The 18,115-nt window shown below is 68.9% G+C and carries 19 protein-coding genes; 11 read left to right on the top strand and 8 right to left on the bottom strand.

Annotation, left to right across the window (positions count from 1 at the left end):
* Positions 1-132: 132 nt before the first annotated feature.
* Positions 133-2,124, bottom strand: coding sequence for a tetratricopeptide repeat protein (locus AJAP_RS00435; protein WP_228694828.1), 1,992 nt, complete (start codon positions 2,122-2,124; stop codon positions 133-135).
* A 297-nt stretch (positions 2,125-2,421) separates the two neighbouring features.
* Between AJAP_RS00435 and AJAP_RS00440 the strand changes: the two genes are divergently transcribed.
* On the top strand, positions 2,422-2,988 hold the full coding sequence (locus tag AJAP_RS00440; RefSeq protein WP_038507171.1) for a dihydrofolate reductase family protein: 567 nt from the start codon (positions 2,422-2,424) through the stop codon (positions 2,986-2,988).
* Here AJAP_RS00440 and AJAP_RS00445 read toward each other — a convergent pair.
* From AJAP_RS00445 to AJAP_RS00460, 4 genes are all read right to left on the bottom strand, one after another.
* Positions 2,985-4,016, bottom strand: a complete 1,032-nt coding sequence (locus AJAP_RS00445; protein ID WP_038507174.1) for a copper resistance D family protein — start codon at positions 4,014-4,016, stop codon at positions 2,985-2,987. The genes AJAP_RS00440 and AJAP_RS00445 overlap by 4 nt on opposite strands.
* A complete protein-coding gene (locus tag AJAP_RS00450; RefSeq protein WP_038507177.1) occupies positions 4,013-4,576 on the bottom strand; it encodes a copper resistance CopC family protein in 564 nt (187 codons plus the stop codon). The genes AJAP_RS00445 and AJAP_RS00450 overlap by 4 nt, the downstream gene beginning before the upstream one ends.
* Entirely contained in the window at positions 4,577-5,347 is a 771-nt protein-coding gene (locus AJAP_RS00455; RefSeq protein ID WP_038507180.1) for a YcnI family copper-binding membrane protein, read from the bottom strand.
* A 69-nt stretch (positions 5,348-5,416) separates the two neighbouring features.
* Positions 5,417-5,908 (bottom strand): hypothetical protein, encoded by a 492-nt coding sequence (locus tag AJAP_RS00460; RefSeq protein WP_143202513.1) that lies wholly within the window; start codon positions 5,906-5,908, stop codon positions 5,417-5,419.
* Between the two features lie 291 nt (positions 5,909-6,199).
* On the opposite strand from AJAP_RS00460, the gene AJAP_RS00465 reads away from it, so the two are divergent.
* The 4 genes from AJAP_RS00465 to AJAP_RS00480 are packed head-to-tail and all read left to right on the top strand — an operon-like array spanning position 6,200 to position 9,750.
* Entirely contained in the window at positions 6,200-6,847 is a 648-nt protein-coding gene (locus AJAP_RS00465; protein WP_007030477.1) for an ABC transporter permease, read from the top strand.
* Positions 6,834-8,015, top strand: coding sequence for an ABC transporter ATP-binding protein (locus AJAP_RS00470; protein ID WP_378411237.1), 1,182 nt, complete (start codon positions 6,834-6,836; stop codon positions 8,013-8,015). The genes AJAP_RS00465 and AJAP_RS00470 overlap by 14 nt, the downstream gene beginning before the upstream one ends.
* A complete protein-coding gene (locus AJAP_RS00475; protein WP_038507183.1) occupies positions 8,012-8,788 on the top strand; it encodes an ABC transporter permease in 777 nt (258 codons plus the stop codon). Before AJAP_RS00470 ends, AJAP_RS00475 begins: the two co-directional genes overlap by 4 nt.
* A 2-nt stretch (positions 8,789-8,790) precedes the next feature.
* Positions 8,791-9,750: a glycine betaine ABC transporter substrate-binding protein gene (locus AJAP_RS00480; protein WP_038507186.1), complete on the top strand. Its 960-nt coding sequence runs from the start codon at positions 8,791-8,793 to the stop codon at positions 9,748-9,750.
* A gap of 72 nt (positions 9,751-9,822) precedes the next feature.
* Here AJAP_RS00480 and AJAP_RS00485 read toward each other — a convergent pair whose 3' ends face one another.
* On the bottom strand, positions 9,823-10,287 hold the full coding sequence (locus AJAP_RS00485) for a DUF6474 family protein (protein WP_038507189.1): 465 nt from the start codon (positions 10,285-10,287) through the stop codon (positions 9,823-9,825).
* Positions 10,288-10,341: 54 nt separating this feature from the next.
* On the opposite strand from AJAP_RS00485, the gene AJAP_RS00490 reads away from it, so the two are divergent.
* The 3 genes from AJAP_RS00490 (at position 10,342) to AJAP_RS00500 (ending at position 13,504) form a co-directional block, all read left to right on the top strand.
* Positions 10,342-12,024 (top strand): TM0106 family RecB-like putative nuclease, encoded by a 1,683-nt coding sequence (locus AJAP_RS00490; protein WP_174492085.1) that lies wholly within the window; start codon positions 10,342-10,344, stop codon positions 12,022-12,024.
* A 79-nt stretch (positions 12,025-12,103) separates the two neighbouring features.
* Positions 12,104-12,712 carry a PadR family transcriptional regulator gene (locus AJAP_RS00495; protein ID WP_038507195.1) on the top strand — a complete coding sequence of 203 codons (609 nt, stop codon included), beginning with the start codon at positions 12,104-12,106 and terminating at the stop codon, positions 12,710-12,712.
* 117 nt (positions 12,713-12,829) lie between these two features.
* Complete coding sequence (locus tag AJAP_RS00500; protein ID WP_038507199.1) at positions 12,830-13,504, top strand: class I SAM-dependent methyltransferase; 675 nt, start codon at positions 12,830-12,832, stop codon at positions 13,502-13,504.
* 70 nt (positions 13,505-13,574) lie between these two features.
* Here the strand turns inward: AJAP_RS00500 and AJAP_RS00505 are convergent, their stop codons facing one another.
* Positions 13,575-14,333: an SDR family NAD(P)-dependent oxidoreductase gene (locus AJAP_RS00505; protein WP_037333780.1), complete on the bottom strand. Its 759-nt coding sequence runs from the start codon at positions 14,331-14,333 to the stop codon at positions 13,575-13,577.
* 158 nt (positions 14,334-14,491) lie between these two features.
* Between AJAP_RS00505 and AJAP_RS00510 the strand changes: the two genes are divergently transcribed.
* Positions 14,492-15,802: a UDP-glucose dehydrogenase family protein gene (locus AJAP_RS00510; protein WP_084097986.1), complete on the top strand. Its 1,311-nt coding sequence runs from the start codon at positions 14,492-14,494 to the stop codon at positions 15,800-15,802.
* Here the strand turns inward: AJAP_RS00510 and AJAP_RS00515 are convergent.
* The gene (locus tag AJAP_RS00515; protein ID WP_038507202.1) at positions 15,797-16,375 is read right to left on the bottom strand and encodes a TetR/AcrR family transcriptional regulator; all 579 of its coding nucleotides are present in this window, start codon (positions 16,373-16,375) and stop codon (positions 15,797-15,799) included. The two genes, AJAP_RS00510 and AJAP_RS00515, sit on opposite strands and share 6 nt — an antisense overlap.
* A gap of 113 nt (positions 16,376-16,488) precedes the next feature.
* On the opposite strand from AJAP_RS00515, the gene AJAP_RS00520 reads away from it, so the two are divergent.
* Together AJAP_RS00520 and AJAP_RS00525 are read left to right on the top strand one after the other, a co-directional pair.
* A complete protein-coding gene (locus AJAP_RS00520) occupies positions 16,489-17,682 on the top strand; it encodes an FAD-dependent monooxygenase (protein ID WP_038507206.1) in 1,194 nt (397 codons plus the stop codon).
* A 10-nt stretch (positions 17,683-17,692) separates the two neighbouring features.
* Entirely contained in the window at positions 17,693-18,103 is a 411-nt protein-coding gene (locus AJAP_RS00525) for a hypothetical protein (RefSeq protein ID WP_038522124.1), read from the top strand.
* Positions 18,104-18,115 lie beyond the last annotated feature (12 nt).

Here is an 18,115-nt window from a genome sequence, read left to right on the forward strand (position 1 = left end):
CGGTGACGAATTCGCCCGGGCTAATCACTTCTCCCGGCCCAATGCTCCCCCAAATGTGCAACTTGCAGCTACGCTGAGTCATTCGGGTCGGCGCGTTCACTCGGTCGCTGAGTACCGATCGGTGCCGTGGGGTCACAGCTGTTCGAGCCGCGTGCGCAGAGCGTCAGCCTCCGGGCGGCCGAGGCCGACCAGGATGGGCAACGCCCGGTCGTAGTGCCGCCTCGCCTCGTCGGTGTTCCCTTCCGCCTCGGCGACCTCGCCGAACGCGGACAGGGCCCTGGCCACCTCGAACCTCGACCCGCTGGCCTCCATCGTGGCCAGCGACGCTTCGAGTTCGGTCCGGGCGGACGCGAGATCCCCGGTCGCGGTGAGGGCGCGGCCGAGATCGGTCCGGGCGCGGGCCACGTTGTAGGGGTCGGCGGCCAGCACTTCGCGAGCGCGGGTGAGGTGCTCGATCGCCGGTTCCGGCCGTCCGGCCTTGAGCTGGGTCGAACCGAGGTTGATCAGCGCGAGGCCGACGTCGTGCGTGCGGCTCTGGCTCTCGCTCAGGCGATGGTCTTCGGTGAACCACCGCACCGCGTCGTCGAGCCTGCCCTGTGCCAGCGCGACCAGGCCGAGGCCTTCCACCGACCGGATCTCGACGACCTCGTTGCCGGCCTTCCGCGCCGCTTCGCGTCCGGCCTCGTAGTGCGAGACGGCTTCGTCGTACCGGCCGGTGCCGCGGCAGGCGGCGCCCGCGCGGTTGTGCATCAACGCCTCCGCCGACGCGTCGCCCCACGCCCGTGCGCAGCGCACACCGGCCTGGCTCACCTCCAGGAAGTCCGGATAGTGCTTGCGCAGCAAGAAGAGCGGCCACATCGCGGCGGCGAGCTGCCAGCCCAGTTCGGGCAGCTGCCAGGTTTCGGCGGTCTTGACGGCGGCGATGAGGTTCTCGCGTTCCAGTTCGAGCCAGGCGAGCTCCTCGTCGGAGGACGCGAACGACATCGGCGACGGTGGCCGGTACTCGTAGCGGTACGGGATCGGGTCCTGGTCGGGGACCGTCATGGCGGTGGTCTTCGACGCGGTGAAGAGGTACCACTCGAGCATGCGGCGCACCGCGATGTCGCGGTCGTACTCGTTGCCCGCCGTCTTCTCCTTGGCGTGCAGCCGCGCGAGATCGTGGAAGGTGTACCGGTCGTCGCCGCGGTCGATCAGCAGTCCGACGTCGACGAGCTGGTCCAGCAGGTCTTCGGCGACCTCCTCGCGGACGGCGATCGACGCGGCGGCCACACCGACGCCGAAATCGGGGCCGGGGTGCAGCCCGAGCGCCGCGTACAGCGCGGCCGCGTCCGAGGGGAGCTCGTCGTAGGAGAGGTTGAAGCTGGCTTCCACCGATTGCGCCTCTTTCGTCGACAGCGTGGCCAGTCGACGATATTCCTTCCCCAGTTCGGTGGCGATCTTCTCCAGCGACATCTTCGGCCGTCCGGCCAGCTTGGCGCTGACCGTGGTGAGGGCGATCGGCAGGCCGCCGCACAGCTCGGCGATGTCCCGCGCCCGCGCGGCTTCGGCGCCGACCCGCTCCGCGCCGACCGCGCGGCCCAGCAGTTCGGCGCTGTGCGCGGAACCGAAGGGCGCCAGCTCGACCAGCCGCGCGCGATGTTCGGTCTGGAGCCTGCCCAGACGGCGTCGCGAAGTCACGATCACGAGGCTTCCCACGCCGGCAGGCAGCAGCGGAAGCACCTGTTCGGTCGACCCGGCGTTGTCGAGCAGCACGAGCAACGGCCGTTCGGCGGTCGTCGTGCGGTACAGCGCGGTGAGCTCCTCGACGTCCGACGGCAGCCCCTCCGGCGGAACACCCAGCGCGCGAAGGAACCGGCCGAGCGCTTCGCTCACCGAAAGCGGACCGTTGGTGCTGAACCCGCCGAGATCCGCCCAAAGGTGTCCGTCGGGGAAGCGGTCTCCGAGCTGCCTGCCCCACGCGGTGGCCAGCGCGGTCTTGCCGATCCCGCCCTGGCCGCTGATCAGCTGCACGGCCGGCCCGTCGGTGTCGTGCTGGGCGAGGAGGTTCTCCAGCAGCTTGAGTTCGGCGGCGCGGTTGGTGAAATGCGCGGGTGCGGGCGGGAGCTGACGCGGGCCCGAACTCACCTGCCGGGTGAGCCTGACCGCCGATCGCTGCCGCGGTACCTGTGGCGTGCTGACTTCACTTTCACCCGGCAACGGGCCGCCCATCGACCATCCCCTCTTCGGGTTAACCCCAGCGAACGCGTAGAGCATTCCGGTGGAGCCCCGCGGAGGACAGCGAAACCGGCCAAATGCGGCCGGATGGAGCAAGGTGTGTAACAGCTTCCGAAAAGTCGCGCTGGTGATGTCGAGAACGGACCGGCGGCCGCGTCCCCGGGGCGATCGCGGCCGGAGTGGCCGCGCCTGCCGGGAGGACAAGTCATGCGCAAGCTCATCGTTCAGCAGTGGGTCACGGTCGACGGCATCGTCGCGGAGGAGGACGGCGGCCTGAGCTTCGTCTCGGGAGAGCCCTTCTCCGAGAAGACCGAGCCGGCGTTCAAGGCGAGCGTGATGGGACTCGTCGATTCGGTCGACACGATGATCCTGGGTGCGAACACCTACGCCATGGCCAAGGACTACTGGCCGTACGCCGAAGAGCAGGGTGAATACGGCGAGAAGGTCAACGGTCTCACCAAATTCGTCGCCTCGTCCGAACTGGAGGACGCCCCTTGGGGCGGCTTCCCCGCCGCGACCGTGACGCGCGACGCGGCCGCCACCGTCCGCGAACTCAAGGCACAGAGCGGCAAGGACCTGTGGCTGTGGGGGAGCCTGACGCTCATGCGGTCGCTGCTGGACGGCGGTCTCGTCGACGAGTTCCGCCTGATGGTCAGCCCGGTGTCGCGCGGCAAGGGGACGCGCCTGTTCGAGGACCGGCGGGACCTGAAGCCGATCGAGGCCACCGCGTTCGAGAACGGCGTGGTGATCCTGCGGTACGCGGTGAAGGCCTAAGTCGTCGGGACGACCGGGGCTCGCGTGAGGACGACGGCGAAGCCGAACGCGAGCCCCATCACCGTCAGTTCCAGCGTCGCCCACGCGGCCAGTGCGGTGCGGTTGTGCCGCACGATCTGCGGCATCAGCTTCCAGCGCGTGTACGCGCCGAGGCTCGCGATCACGCCGGTGCACAACAGCTTCAACAGCACCAGCTGCCCGTACGGCGTGGTGAAGACGCCTTCCCAGAAACCGAGCGACGGGTTGAGCGAGATCTCGATCAGCCCGTTGAACAGGCCGGTCGCCGCGCCCAGGATCAGGCACAGCGTCGCCAGTTTGGAGAACCGCGGCAGCGCGTGCGCCAGCAGCGTCCGGTTCCCGACGAGCAGCACCGCCATCGCGCCGAGCCCGCCGGTCCAGGCGACGGCGCTCATCACGTGCAGTTCCATCGAGATCATCGTGTAGTCGTGGTAGTTCCAGTTCGACGCGTGCCCGGTGACCGGCAGCGGCAGCAGCGCGAACAGCCCCAGCCCGACGCGGACCTCGGCGGGCACCTTCTCGCCGTGTTTCAGCGCGAGGATCCCGAGCCCGGCGTGCAGCAGGGCAAGGACCGCGACGATCAGCAGCGCCTTCCCGGCGCCGACGTCGGCGATGTAGCTCCCGACGTCCGACATCGACAGCGTGCTGGAGCCCGGCCGGTATTCGGCGGTCTGCAGGATCAGCGCGACGAGCGCGGTGGTCGCCCAGACCAGCGCGGCCGCGACGCTCGCGGGCCGCGCGATCCGCATGATCGGCTCGGAGAGCTTCGGCCGGTCGTAGCCGACCAGTACCGAAAGCAGCGCCAGCCCGATCGTCGCGACGGCCGAGATGTCCAGCAGGACCCGCACGATCGGGATCGAGACCGAGACCACCTCGCTGACCTGCGCGACCCCGGGCACCGGGGCGGTCGCCGTCAGCGCGACACCGATCAGGGCGCCGACGATCCCCGCCGTCACCACACAGAACAGGACGGCGACGCGGGCTCGCGAGGTGGTCTCGGCCTGGGTCATGAGCCGCTCTTCTCCTTGTCACCGGCGCCGGTGCGCAGTGCGACGGTCAGTCCGACGGCGAGCAGCACGACGGCGCCCGCGATCCACACCCAGATCGGCACGCCGGACGAGCCTTCGCCGCCGGTCGCCGGGGCGGTCTCGGCCTGGCCCGCGTTGCTGCGCGCGGCGTCGGCGCTCGCCGGGGTCCCGGTGCCCGCGGCGGTGAGGGTGAACGGCACCTCACCGGTCACGGCGTGCCCGTCCGCGGACAGGATCCGGTAGCCGATCTTGTACTCGCCAGCCGGGCCGAGCGGCCGCAGCGGCACGGTCACGACGCTGTCGCGGACCTCGACCTGGCCCTCGGCCCACTGGCCGCCGCCCGGCCCGACGACCGCGATCTGGTTGACGTTCGCGTTCTGGACGTACTGGTCGAACGTGAGCGTGATCTTCGCGGGCCCGGCGGCGAGCGACGCGCCCTTCGCCGGGTCGGAGGAGATCAGGACGTTGTGCGCCAGCGCCGGGGTGGCGGTGGCGAGCCACGCCACCCCGGTGATCGCCAGCGCGACGATCGCTTTACGCATTCACTTTCCTTCGGTGTCGCTCTTGCCGGAGACGGCGGTGGCGCGGCGGGCGCGCAGGGTGGCACCGGCGCCGACGCCGAGGCCGAGCGCGCCGACGACCAGGCCGGCGCCGCCGAGCCAGCGGGCGGTGTTGTCGGACGACGAAGAAGCCGCGTGCGACTCCTCGGACGCCTTCGCGTCGGTGCCGTGGCCGCCACCGTGCCCGTCAGCGGTCTTCTCGGCGAGCTTCACCGTCGGCGCCGGGTGCTCCGGCTCCTCGCCGGAGGCCGGGGTCGGCTGGTTCCACTCGACGACCTTGCCGTTCTCGTAGGTCTGGGTGGCCGGGAACTCGATCGCGTCGACGTTGGTCGGGAACTGGCCCGCGCTGATCTGGAACTCCTGGAACTCGGTCGATCCGGCGGCGATCTTGGTGCCGGGTTCGGCGGTCCAGGAGACCTTGGAGACGGCTTCGGTGATCTGCGTGCCGGACGCGGTGGTCACCGGGGCGGGCAGCTTGGACTTGACGACCTCGGCCTTCCAGCCGGGAACCGGCTTGGCCCGCACCGAGCTGAGCGCGTACTCGGGTTTGACGGTGATCTCGACCTTGACCGTGCCGGCGTCCTTCTCCTCGTTGGGAACGCGGAAGAAGATCGCGCCGTAACCGCCCTTCGACGGCTGGGGGCCGTAGACGTTGGCGGTGACGTGGGCCGAGGCGACCCCGGCGGACAGCAGGCCGGCGATACCGACGGTGGCGGCCAGGAAACCGGCGCGCTTGAAGACGTGCTTGGACACGAAAACTCCTGAACGTGACTGGGACGGCGGGCTCGGGGCCTCGCCGGATTGACGGGGGATGTCGTGGGTTCAGGAGAACAGCGGCGGGCCACGCCTGCCGTGGACACGGCGGAGGTCCACCCGCACGAGGTGACCGGGGCCAGCCGGACGGGCGAGCACCGGCGACGCCATCGCGGCGGGGACCGGGAGCGCGTTGAGGATGAAGGGAACCAGCGCGCGCAGGCAGGCGAGGACGCCGAGCAGCAGTCCGTCGGCCTTGGCCAGCAGCACCGCGGTGATCAGCGTGGCGACGACGTGCGCGACGGTCATCGCGAGCCCGCCCGAAACCGGGGCCGGTTCGTCGTGCACCAGTTCGTGCGTGCTCAGCGAACTGAGCACGAGGTGCATCACGACCTGACCGGCGCCGAGATCGACGATGGTGGCCAGCGGCCCGCGCGCCTTCGCGGCGAGCGCGGCGGCGTTCCAGCCGATCAGCACGGTGAGCAACACCGTCATCGCCGTATCGGGGAGGTCGCCGTCCCCGATCATGTGAGCGGTCACGGCCAGCGCCGCGGAGCTCACTCCGAGCAAGGCACCACGCACCACGCGTAACGCGCTTCGGTGATGGTCGCCTTTACTCACGGGTGAAGAGTATTCGACGTACGTCCGGGTGGTCGATCTCCTCCCGGCTGCTGAGCAGTGGGAAAGACACCGTCTGCGTTTGCCCGATCGGACCGGATCGGGCAGGTTGGCGGGATAAAAGGCGGTAAACAGGGGTTTGACCGCGCGGCTTTTGGGTAGTCAGGCTCCCGATACAGCTACTCCGAATGGGTGAGGAGGCTCACCCAGAGGCGGCGGGAGAACCAGCACGCGATGAACCTCTTCGAGTACATCTCGGATCGGTGGGACAGACTCGCCCTCCAAGGGCTCCTCCATGTCAGCGCGGTCGTGCAGTGCACGATCCTGGCCGCCGTCCTCGGCGTGGTGATCGGCGTCGCCGTCTACCGCAGCCCGATCGGCTCGGCCGTGGCCACGGCGCTGGCGAGCACGATCCTCACCGTTCCCTCCTTCGCCCTCCTGGGGCTGCTCATCCCGGTGTTCGGCCTCGGCGCGAACACCACGGTCATCGCGCTCGTGCTCTACGCGCTGCTGCCGATCGTGCGGAACACCATCGTCGGGCTGAGCGGCGTCGATCCGGCGGTCAGCGACGCGGCGCGCGGTATCGGCATGAGCCGGTTCGGCGTGCTGACCAGGGTGGAGCTGCGGCTCGCCTGGCCCGCGATCCTCGCCGGCATGCGGGTCGCGACGCAGATGCTCATGGGCATCGCGGTCATCGCGGCCTACGCGAAGGGCCCCGGCCTCGGCTCGGAGGTCTTCTCCGGCCTCACCAACGCGGGGAGCACGAACTCCCTCAACCAGGCACTGACCGGGACGCTCGGCGTGGTCGTCCTCGCACTGGTCCTCGACGCCGTTTACGTCCTGATCAACCGTTTGACCGTCTCTAGGGGTGTCCGTGGCTGAGTCCGAAACCGTATCCGGCGTCGAGATCGAGCTGGAGAACGTCACGAAGCGCTACCCCGGCACCCGGGAGCCCGCGGTCGACGACTTCTCGATGGTGGTGCCCGCGGGCAAGATCGTGGTCTTCGTCGGCCCGTCCGGCTGCGGCAAGACCACGACCATGCGCATGATCAACCGGCTGATCGAGCCGACGTCGGGCCGGATCACCATCGGCGGCGACGACGCGCTGAAGCTCGACGTCGACACCCTGCGCCGCCGCATCGGCTACGCGATCCAGCAGGCCGGGCTCTTCCCGCATTTCACCGTCGCGCAGAACATCGCCGTGGTGCCGGGGCTGCTCGGCTGGGACAAGAAGAAGGTCGACGACCGGGTCGAGGAGATGATGGACCTGGTCGGGCTGGACCCGGCCGATTTCCGCGACCGGTTCCCGCGTCAGCTGTCCGGCGGGCAGCAGCAGCGGGTCGGCGTCGCGCGGGCGCTCGCGGCGGATCCGCCGGTGCTGCTGATGGACGAGCCGTTCGGCGCGGTCGACCCGATCACCCGCGGCAACCTGCAGGACGAACTGCTGCGGCTGCAGACCGAGCTGAAGAAGACGATCGTCTTCGTCACCCACGACTTCGACGAGGCCGTGAAGCTCGGCGACAAGATCGCGGTGCTGGGCAACCAGTCCCGGATCCTGCAGTACGACACCCCGGACGCGATCCTCGCGAACCCGGCCGACGACACGGTCGCCGGTTTCGTCGGCGCCGGTGCCTCGCTGAAGCAGCTGACGCTGCTGCGGGTCCGCGACGTCGAGCTGAAGCAGGACGCGCTCACGGCGACGGTGAGCGAATCGCCGTCCGAGGTGCGCGAGAAGCTGACACAGCAGCGCAAGCATTTCGTGCTGGTGCTCGACCAGCGGCGTCGTCCGATGCGGTGGGTGCACGTCCGCGAGCTGACCGCGGCGTCGTCGCTGTCCACCGCGGGCAAACCGCTGCGTGACTCGGTCAGCCTCCAGTCGACACTGCAGGACGCGCTCGAAGCCATGCTCGCCGAGGGCGGCAGCGTCCCGGTGACCGGCGCCCGTGGCGAATACGCCGGGACGATCGAGCTCGACACCGTCATCGCGACGATCCAGCAGCTGCGCGAGGAGCACTCCGACGACAACCCGGCGGAAGGTGTGACCGCATGACGGCCGTCGATACCGGGTTCTCCACCGAGTCCTCGTCGAGAAGCGCCGAACGGGTCCGGCTGTTCGCCCAGCCCGCGGCGGTGCTGCTGATCGTCGCCGGGGTGCTGATCTGGGTGTTCAGCAGTGAGCTGACCGCGACGGAGAAGGAGACCCTCAACGCCGCCGGGCTGTTCGCCGCGCTGCGCGACCACCTGGCGATGACCGTCGTGGTCACCGCGATCGTGGTCGCCGTCGCGGTACCGCTCGGCGTGCTCGTGACGCGGCCGTGGGCGAAATGGGCGGCGCCGGTCTTCCTGGCGGTCGCGAACATCGGCCAGGCCGCGCCCGCGCTGGGTGTGCTGGTGCTGTGGTTCATCGTCACCGGCGCCACCGGCGGGCTGTGGGTCGCCGCGCTTCCGCTGGCGTTCTACTCGCTGCTTCCGGTGCTGCGGAACACGATGGTCGGCCTGCAGCAGGTCGATCCGTCGCTGATCGACGCCGGCCGCGGGATCGGCATGTCGGCCTCCGGGGTGCTGTGGCGGGTCGAATTCCCGCTGGCCATCCCGCTGATCCTGGCCGGCCTGCGGACCTCGCTGGTGCTGGCCGTCGGCACGGCGACCTTCGGCATGTTCGTCAACGCCGGTGGGTTCGGCCTGCTGATCGACACCGGCTACAAGCTCAACCTGACGAAGGTGCTGATCACCGGCTCGGTGCTCGCCGTCGCGCTGGCGCTGCTGGTGGACTGGCTCGGCGCGGTGGCGGAACAGTTCTTCGGACCGAAGGGACTGCGCTGACAATGCGACTCAAAGCGATCCTCGGCGCGGTCCTGTTGTGCGGAACGCTTTCCGCGTGCGGGCTCGAGGTCAACACCGCGCTGCCGTACAAGATCGAACCCGGTTCCATCCAGCCCGTCGAGTCGCTCAAGGGCGTCAAGGTGACGGTGGGCTCGAAGGACTTCACCGAGAACATCATCCTGGGCTACATGGCCGAGATGGCGCTTTCCGCGGCGGGCGCGGACGTCGTCGACCTGACCGACATCAAGGGCTCGAACTCGTCGCGGCAGGCGCTGCTCGCCGGCCAGACCGACGTCACCTGGGAGTACACCGGCACCGGCTGGATCAACTACCAGGGCAACGAACTCCCCGTCCCCGGCGGGGAAAAGGCCCAGTACGAAGCCACGAAGGCGGCCGACGAGGCGAAGTTCGGCGTCACCTGGCTGAATTACTCGCCGCTCAACGACCAGTACGCCTTCGCGGTCACCGAGGCCTACGGTGCGGCGAACAACCTGAAGACGACGTCGGACCTGGCGGAGTTCCTGAAGCGGAAACCGGACCAGAACGTGTTCTGCCTGGAAACCGAATTCACCAGCCGCCAGGACGGTTTCCCGGCCGCCGTGCGGGCGTACGGGTTCCAGAATCCGGTGATCAAGAACTTCGGCATCGGGACGATCTACTCGGCCGTGGCGAGCGGGACCTGCCCGATCGGCGAGATCTTCACGACCGACGGCCGGATCGCCGGGCTGAACCTTCGCGTCCTCGAAGACGACAAGAAGGCGTTCCCGCAGTACAACGCCGTGCCGACGTTGCGGACGGAATTCCTGAACCAGCACCCGGAGATCCGCGGGCCGCTGGAAGCCGTCGCCGCCGCCCTCGACAACGAGCAGATGATCGAGCTGTGCAAGCAGGTCGACGTCGACGGTCGTGACCAGGGCGAGGTCGCCTACGAATGGATGAAGAAGAAGGGTTTCATCAAGTAACCGATGCCATGAAAGGTCCTTTCCTTGCGAAATTTGCAAGGAAAGGACCTTTCATGGCGTTCGAGAGCGGCTTCAGATCCCCAGCCGGTGCAGCAGCTTCCCCTCGAGCTGGTCCAGCTCCCCGGCCACGGCCCGGTGCGCCGCCTTCCGCCGCGCGGCGGGCATCCGCTCCGAAGCGCGAACGGTTGCCGAAAGCTGCTCCAGCGTCCCCTGGGTGTCCTTCGCGAAGGCCGCGTCGGCGTCTGTCGCCTTCGCGGACCTCTTCAGCTCCGCGAGCCCCTGCGTCAGCCCCGCGATCCGCGCGTGCAGCGCGGCACCGCGTCCGCTGAACTCGCCGAGCTGGTCGACGGCGACGCCGAGCTTCTTCGCTTGATAACGGTCGTATAGCTCTCGTGCGGCGCCCGCCGCTCGAACGGCGTACGGCGCGATCACCGGCAGTACGGCCGGTCCGACCACTTTGGCCACCGCGACGGCGTTCTTCGCCTTCTTCGGGGTAAACCTGCCTTCGCCCTCGATGGCTTTGGCCTTGCGCGCCATGGCACCTCCCACGCTGTGTCACTGACGAACTTACTGGTCCCCGATGTGGCGGGCATGTCGGCTTGCCGGTGGCCTTCTAGAGTGTTGTCCGTGAGTAACGAGGTGCTACTGGACGCGGGAGCGGTGAGCCGCTGCCGGCGTCGCGTGCACCTGGAACACGATCCGGCGATGCGCGAGGTCCCGCTCGCCCCGCCCGACCCCGCCGCACAGCAGCGGATCGCCGACGCGTCAGCGCATCGCGACGCGATCGTGCGGCGGCTCATGGACGCCACCGGACCCGATGCGACCTGGGTCAAGATCCCTCGCGACCTCCCTGCCGCCGAGCGCGTGCAGCTCACCGAAGAGGCCTTCGCCGCCGAAGCGCGCTACATCTGGGGCGCGCTGCTCCCGGTGGATCGCGCCGGTCATCGGCGTGGCGGCTCCGAACTCCTGGTCCACACCGGCGACGGCTACGTGCCGGTGCTGGTCGTGCGGCACCGCATCACCGATCGCGGTGCGGGCGCGCCGACCACCGCGATGACCGACCTCGATCCGGCGAACCGGGTGCCCGACGCGGCGCGAAAGGTCCGCTCGCAGCCACGGGACCAGATGCGGCTCGCGCACCTCTATCGGATGCTCGAAGCGCTCGGAAAGCACGAAGGACACCGCGCGGTCGGGGGCGTCATCGGGCTCGACGCGGACGTCGTCGTCTGGCACGACCTGTCCGCGGCCACCTGGCCTGGCGGCCGAAGCGCGCTGACGGAGTACCAGAGCCGCTTCGCCGACAGGCTCGCCATCGCGACCGCCGCCGCCGAAGGGGACGAGCCGCTCGCCGAGCCTTCCCGCGTCCTCGAATGCCGGCGCTGCCCCTGGTGGCCGACGTGCGAGGTCGTGCTCACCGAAACCCGCGACGTCAGCCTGGTCGTCCGCGGCGAGGACGCGATGGAACTGCGCCGCGCCGGGGTGTCCACAGTGGACAAGCTGGCCGCGCTGGATCCGGCCGACGAGCCCCCGCCGATGAACTGGACCGGCGGCACCTTCGCCGACTCGATCATCCTGGCGCGCGCCTGGCTCGCCGATCTCACGATGGTGCGCAAGGTCGACCGCGTCGAGGTCTCGCGCGGCGACGTCGAGGTCGACGTCGACATGGAGAGCTTCGGTGATTCCGGCGCGTACCTGTGGGGTTCGCTGCTGACCGGCGCCGACATCGGGATGGAGCAGGGCTATCGGGCGTTCGCGACCTGGGAGCCGCTGCCGACCGCCGACGAGGCCCGGTCGTTCGCGGAGTTCTGGGCCTGGTTCACCGAAGTCCGCGAGCGCACGCTCGCCGCGGGCCTGACCTTCCGCGCCTACTGCTACAACGCGCTCGCCGAGAACCGCTGGCTCTTCGGCTCCGCGAGCCGGTTCGGCGACTACCCCGGCGTCCCCAAGAAGGCCGAGATCGCGTCCTTTGTGGACTCCGAAGAATGGATCGACCTCTTCCGCAGCGTCACCGACCAGTTCCTGTGTTCGCACGGCAAGGGACTCAAGGTCATCGCCCCGGTCGCCGGGTTCGCGTGGCGCGATCCGGAAGCGGGCGGCGAGGCGTCGATGCGGTGGTACCGCGACGCCGTCGGCATGGACGGCGGCGTCCCCGACGACGTCCAGCGGGAGCGCCTGCTGCGCTACAACGAGGACGACGTCCTGGCCACGCACGCGCTGCGGAACTGGATGACCGACCACGCGCAGACGTCCGTGCCGTACATGAACGACCTCTGATCCCGGCTCCCGCCGAGCTTGCGATCACTCGCGGCCCTGTGGATACTCGTTGACGAGTACTCGTCCACGAGGAGGCGCGGTGAAGCGGCGCAAGGTCGGGAATCTGCTGGCGCTGGCGATCCTGTCCACGCTGAACGAGCGCCCCATGCATCCGTACGAAATGGCCTCGGTCCTGAAGAGCCGCGGCAAGGACCGCGACATGGGGATCAAATGGGGTTCCTTCTACACGGTCGTCGGCAACCTGCGGAAACACGGTCTCATCGAGGCCGCGGAGAGCGGTCGCGACGGCGCCCGCCCCGAACGAACGGTGTACCGGATCACCGACGCCGGCCGTGACGAAATGCTCGACTGGCTGCGCGAGCTCCTGGCCGGGCTCGCCCCGGAGGAGCCGAAGTTCGTCGCCGGGCTGTCGGTGATGGGATGGCTCGGTCCGGACGAGGTGGTCGCCCTGTTCCGCACCAGGCTGGCGGCGCTGGAGGAGGACATCGCCTCGACGCGAGCGGAGCTGACGCGGCTCCTCGAAGAGATCCCGCGGCTGGTGCTGCTCGAAACCGAGTACCACCTGGCGATCCGGGTCGCCGAGGCCGAATGGGTCCGCTCGATCCTCGGGGAACTGACTTCCGGCTCGATGCCGGGGCTCGCGCAGTGGCGGGCCATGCTGGCGGAAAGGGGGAGTACCCGCAGCTGAAAGAGCCCCGGCGAGGTGTTGCAGCACCCCGCCGGGGCGACGATCCCGCAACCGGAACCCGGCCACGAGACGGCACTTCGAGGATAACCGGGCTCCGGGTGGACAACCTGGAGAGACATGTCGAACATCAAGGACAGGAAACGGTTCAAGATCTTGCCGGAGATGGGCGGCGCGCTGGCGCGGAACTACGCCCGGCAGCGCGGCACCGGACCGCAGATCGAACAATGGCGGCAGCAGGCGCGCGAACTCACCGCGGACCTGCCGGAAGGCGCGAAGATCCTCGAGGTCGCCTTCGGCCCCGGCTACTTCGCCGTCGAACTCGCGCGGCTCGGGTTCTCCGTCACCGGCCTCGACGTCGCGCCGACGTTCGTCGAGATCGCGAGCGAATACGCGCGAACTGAAGGAGTCGAGGTCTCGTTCCGCGAGGGCGATGTCGCGGCGATGCCGTTCGACGACGAGTCGTTCGATTTGGTCGTCTGTCAGGCGGCGTTCAAGAACTTCGTGTGGCCGGTGAAGGCGCTCGACGAGATGCACCGCGTGCTGCGCCCGGGCGGGACGGCCGTGGTGCAGGACATGAACCGCGACTCGACCGATGGCGACATCGTGCGCGAGGTGGAGAGCATGAAGCTCGGGAAGCTGGCGGCACTCGGTGTGCGGCAGGCGCTCACCGGGCTGCGGCGGCGGGCGTACACGCCGGTCGATTTCGGCGGGCTGGTCGCCGAAACCGCGTTCCGGACGGGTGAGATCACGACGTCGGGCATCACGCTGGACGTCCGCCTCCGCCGCCCCTGAGATGCAATGAAAGGTCCTTTCCTTGCAAATTTCGCAAGGAAAGGACCTTTCCTCTCACGCGGGGGCAGGCTCAGCGAGGGGCCATGCGCAGCGAGCCGTCCATCCGGATGACCTCGCCGTTCAGGTAGTCGTGGTCGATCAGCGACAGCGCGAGCTGCGCGTACTCGTCCGGCCGCGCGAGCCGCTTCGGGAACGGCACGCCCTCGGCCAGCGAAGCGCGGAACTCCTCGCTCACCGTCGCCAGCATCGGGGTGTCGACGATGCCCGGCGCGATGGTCAGCACGCGGATCCCGTGCGACGCGAGGTCGCGCGCGGCGGGCAGGGTCATTCCGACGATGCCGCCCTTGGACGACGAGTACGCGACCTGCCCGATCTGGCCGTCGAAGGCGGCGACCGACGCGGTGTTGATGATGACGCCGCGCGCGTTGTCGGCCAGTGGCTCGGTCTTGGCGATGGCCTCGGAGGCCAGCGTCAGCACGTTGAAGGAGCCGATCAGGTTGATCTGGACGACCTTCGCGTAGAGGGCGAGGTCGTGCGGGCCCTTCTTCGAAAGGATCCGCGCGGACGGCCCGATCCCGGCGCAGTTCACCACGGTCCGCAGCGGCACCCCGGACTCGGCCGCGGTCGCGACGGCGGCGCGTACCTGCTCCGGGTCGGTCACGTCCGCCTCGACGTAGGTGATGCCCTCGATCTGCTCGGCGTTGGCGATGGCGCCGGCGAGGTCCAGCGCGAAGACCCGCGCGCCCTTCGCGGCGAGCGCCTTCGCGGTCGCGCCGCCGAGCCCGGACGCGCCACCCGTGACGAGCGCCGCGGTATCGGTGATCTGCATGTTCTCCCTTTCGTCGGCAACCGTTCATAGGTTAACGCTCGTTCGCATCGGGCCCAGGTGGGATGGCTCACTCCGGTGCGAAGCATGTCGTGAGGAGTATTCGGGCCTGAAGCATTCCGTTCGCTCGCAGGTCAACTCCGGCTGTCACCTTCAGCAGCATGAGCGCTGCTCGGATCGTGGTGGTGGGGACCGGTTACGTCGGATTGACCACGGGGGCCTGCCTGGCCGGCCTGGGGCATCGAGTCACTTGCGTCGATGTCGACCAGGCGAAGGTCGCAAGGCTTTCCGCCGGACGGGTGGACATCCTGGAGCCGGGATTGTCCGAGCTGGTGTCGAGGGGGCTGACCAGCGGGAGACTCGAGTTCGTGGTCGGGGCGCGCGACGCCGTTCGCGACGCCGAGGCCGTTTTCCTTTGTGTGCCAACGCCGATGGGTGCGGGTGGCTCGGCGGACCTGCGGGCGGTCGAAGCCGTGACCGCCGAGATCGGAGACGTCATCCCGCCGGGGTGCGCGCTGATCACCAAATCGACCGTTCCGGTGGGGACGTCGAAGCGCATCCAGGCGATGCTCGGCCGCACGGACGTCCCGGTGGTGTCGAACCCCGAGTTCCTGCGTGAGGGCACAGCGGTCGAGGATTTCCTCGGCCCCGACCGGATCGTCGTCGGCTCGGACGACGCCGCGGCCGCCCGCTGGGTCGGCGATCTCTACGCCGACCTCGCCGCCCCGGTCGTCGTCGCCGACGCGGCCAGCGCGGAACTGGTGAAGTACGCGGCGAACTGCTTCCTCGCGATGAAACTGTCCTATGTGAACTCGATCGCCGAACTGTGCGAACGCCTCGGCGCCGACATCGACCTGGTCACCGAGGGCATGGGCTACGACCGGCGTATCGGCCGCTCGTTCCTTAAACCCGGACCCGGCTGGGGCGGCTCGTGCCTGCCGAAGGACACCAGCGCGCTGGTGAAGGTCGCCGAGTCGGTGCAGTACGACTTCACGCTGCTCACCTCGGCGATCGAGGAGAACATCGCGCAGCGGGACCGGATCGTCGCGAAGATCGCCGGCGCCGTCGGCGGCACGCTGGCCGGTTCGCGGATCGGCGTCCTCGGGCTGGCGTTCAAAGCAGGGACGAACGACCTGCGCGATTCGCCCGCCCTCGCGGTCGCGTCCGTGCTGGGCGCGCTCGGCGCGGAACTGACCGCCTACGACCCCGCCGTCGGCGGGCATATCGACGGCATGACCGTGGTCGACGACCCGTACCAGGTCGCGAAGGCGGCCGACGCCGTCGTCGTGCTGACGGAATGGGACGAGTTCAAACGGCTCGACTGGACCTACATGGCCGAGCAGATGGACGGCGATTCGGTCGTCGACACCCGCAATCTCCTCGACCCGCACCAGATCCTGGACGCGGGCCTGTCGTGGCAGGGGGTCGGGCGGCCGCGGGCGGCGCTGCGGCGGAAGGTCGCCGTTTCATGACACCAGCGAAACGAGCTTGAGCAGCCCGTCCACGACCTCCTCGGCCGTCGGACCGTTCTCCGGATCGAGCATGTGCTGCAGCATCACGCCCGAATTCAGGGCCGTGGCGACCGCGCCGATCCGGCGTTCGTCCGCCTCGGTGAGGGTGTCCTCGTCGATCCCGAGGATGCCCGCCGCCATTCCCCGGCGGCCCTCGCGCTGCGCGGCGGCGAGCTGTTTCCGCAGCTCAGGGTGATGTTCGGACTGCACGAACGCCTCGATCGAGGCGATCCACAGCTGGCGGTTGCGCCCGTACGAGTCGATCATCGCGCGCCAGGAAGCCGCGTACTGCTCGGACGGTGACGCGTCGGGGTCGACGGCACCCCGCATCTCGACCTGGATCTCCTTGCCCCAGTCGTCCATCGCCTGCGAGAACGCCGTGAGCAGCAGGGCTTCGCGCGATCCGAAGTGATAGCCGATCGCCGCGTGGCTGACTCCCGCCGCCGTCGCGATGTCCCGCACCGTCGTGCGTGACCAGCCCTTTTCCTTCAAACACTCGATGGCGCCCGCCATCAGGTCCTCGCGATTACCCATGCCCGCGATCCTAGACCACGCGGTTTATCCATTTGGCTTGACCAAGCGGCTTGACCAAGCGTGCAAATCTGCCGTACGGTCGCTCCCATCACCACGAACCCAGGGAGCAAGCCATGACGACCACCGTTCTGATCTCCGGCGCCGGTATCGCGGGTCCGGCCCTCGCCTTCTGGCTGCGGGAGCGCGGTTTCGCGCCGACCGTCGTCGAGCGGGCGCCCGCTCTGCGTGAAGGCGGCAGCGCGGTCGACTTCCGCGGCGAGCAGATGACGCTGCTCAAGCGCATGGGGATCCTCGAAGACATCCGCGCGAAGGAAACCGCGATGGGCGCGCAGCTCATCGTCGACACGCGGGGCAAGAAGGTCGCCCAGATGCCGTCGGTCTTCTTCAGCGGCGAAGTCGAGATCGAGCGCGGAGATCTGACACGCATCCTCTACGACCACACGAAGGACGACGTCGAGTACGTTTTCGGCGACTGGATCACCCGGCTGGACGAGGTCTCGGACGGTGTCGACGTCGGCTTCGCCCACGGCGAGTCACGCAGATTCGACCTGGTCGTCGGCGCGGACGGGCTGCACTCGGGCGTGCGGCGGCTGACGTTCGGCGGCGAAGAGCTGTTCCGCACCGACCTCGGCTTCCACACCGCGGGCTTCAGCGCGCCCAATCACCTCGACCTCGACCACCTCGGCCAGATCTGCAGCGTCCCCGGCCGGACGGTCATGGTCGCCAGCGGCCGCGATCGCTCGGCGCTCAATGTCAGTTTCGTCTTCGCGTCGGAGTCGCTGGAGGTGGAGCGACGCGACGTCGAGGCTCAGAAGAGGGTCCTCGCCGAGCGCTACGCCGACTTCGGTTGGGAAATCCCGACGCTGCTGGAAAGCCTTCAGGACGCGGACACGCTGTACTTCGATTCGCTCAGCCAGATCCACCTCGACAAGTGGTCGCGGGGCCGGGTCGTGCTGCTCGGCGACGCGGCCTGGTGCGCGGGGCCGGGCGGTTCGGGCACCGGGCTCGCGATGATGGGCGCGTACATCCTGGCGGGGGAACTCGCCTCGGCACACGGAGACCACGAGGTCGCTTTCGCGCGGTACGAAGAGAAATTGCGCGGTCCGGTGAAGATCTCGCAGAAGCAGGCGGCCGGTATCGGCACGTTCCTCGCGCCGAAGACGCGGTTCATGGTCGGTTACCGGAACTTCCTGTACCGGATCCTGGGTTCGCGGCCGATGACGAAGGTGTTCACGTGGATCACGTCGCGGGCGGCGAACGCGGCGACGCTGGAAAACTATGACGCTCCGGTGGCCGCGCGGGGATAGTTTCGGTGGGGTGAGGGAATTTCGGAGGGCCTGTCATGAGGCGGCCCGGTCGACCGGGGGCCGGGCGCTGGAATTCCAGCGCGCGGTTTATCCGCTCAACTTCGACCAGGCTCTCGTTGCTTATGACGATCGCGCCATCGTGGTGCTACGGCAGGAGTGGAACCTCCTCGCCGCCGCGGAACACCAGCCGACCGGGAACGAGTACTTCCTCAGCTTCGTGCCGTATGGGCGGCCGTCCTTCATCGACGAACCGGAGTTGCTGATGATCGTCTCGCAGATCCTTCCCGGCACCAAGGTGTTCAGCCGAGCTGATCTCGAGGGGCCGCTCGTCCTGGAGGAGTGGCCCTACATGTCCCCCTCCGACGTGAAGCACTGGAAGCCGGAGAACCTCGGCGAGGCCCTCTTCAACCACTGGGACTGAAAAAGTAGTTAG

This window comes from Amycolatopsis japonica, from assembly GCF_000732925.1.
GTDB lineage: Bacteria > Actinomycetota > Actinomycetes > Mycobacteriales > Pseudonocardiaceae > Amycolatopsis > Amycolatopsis japonica.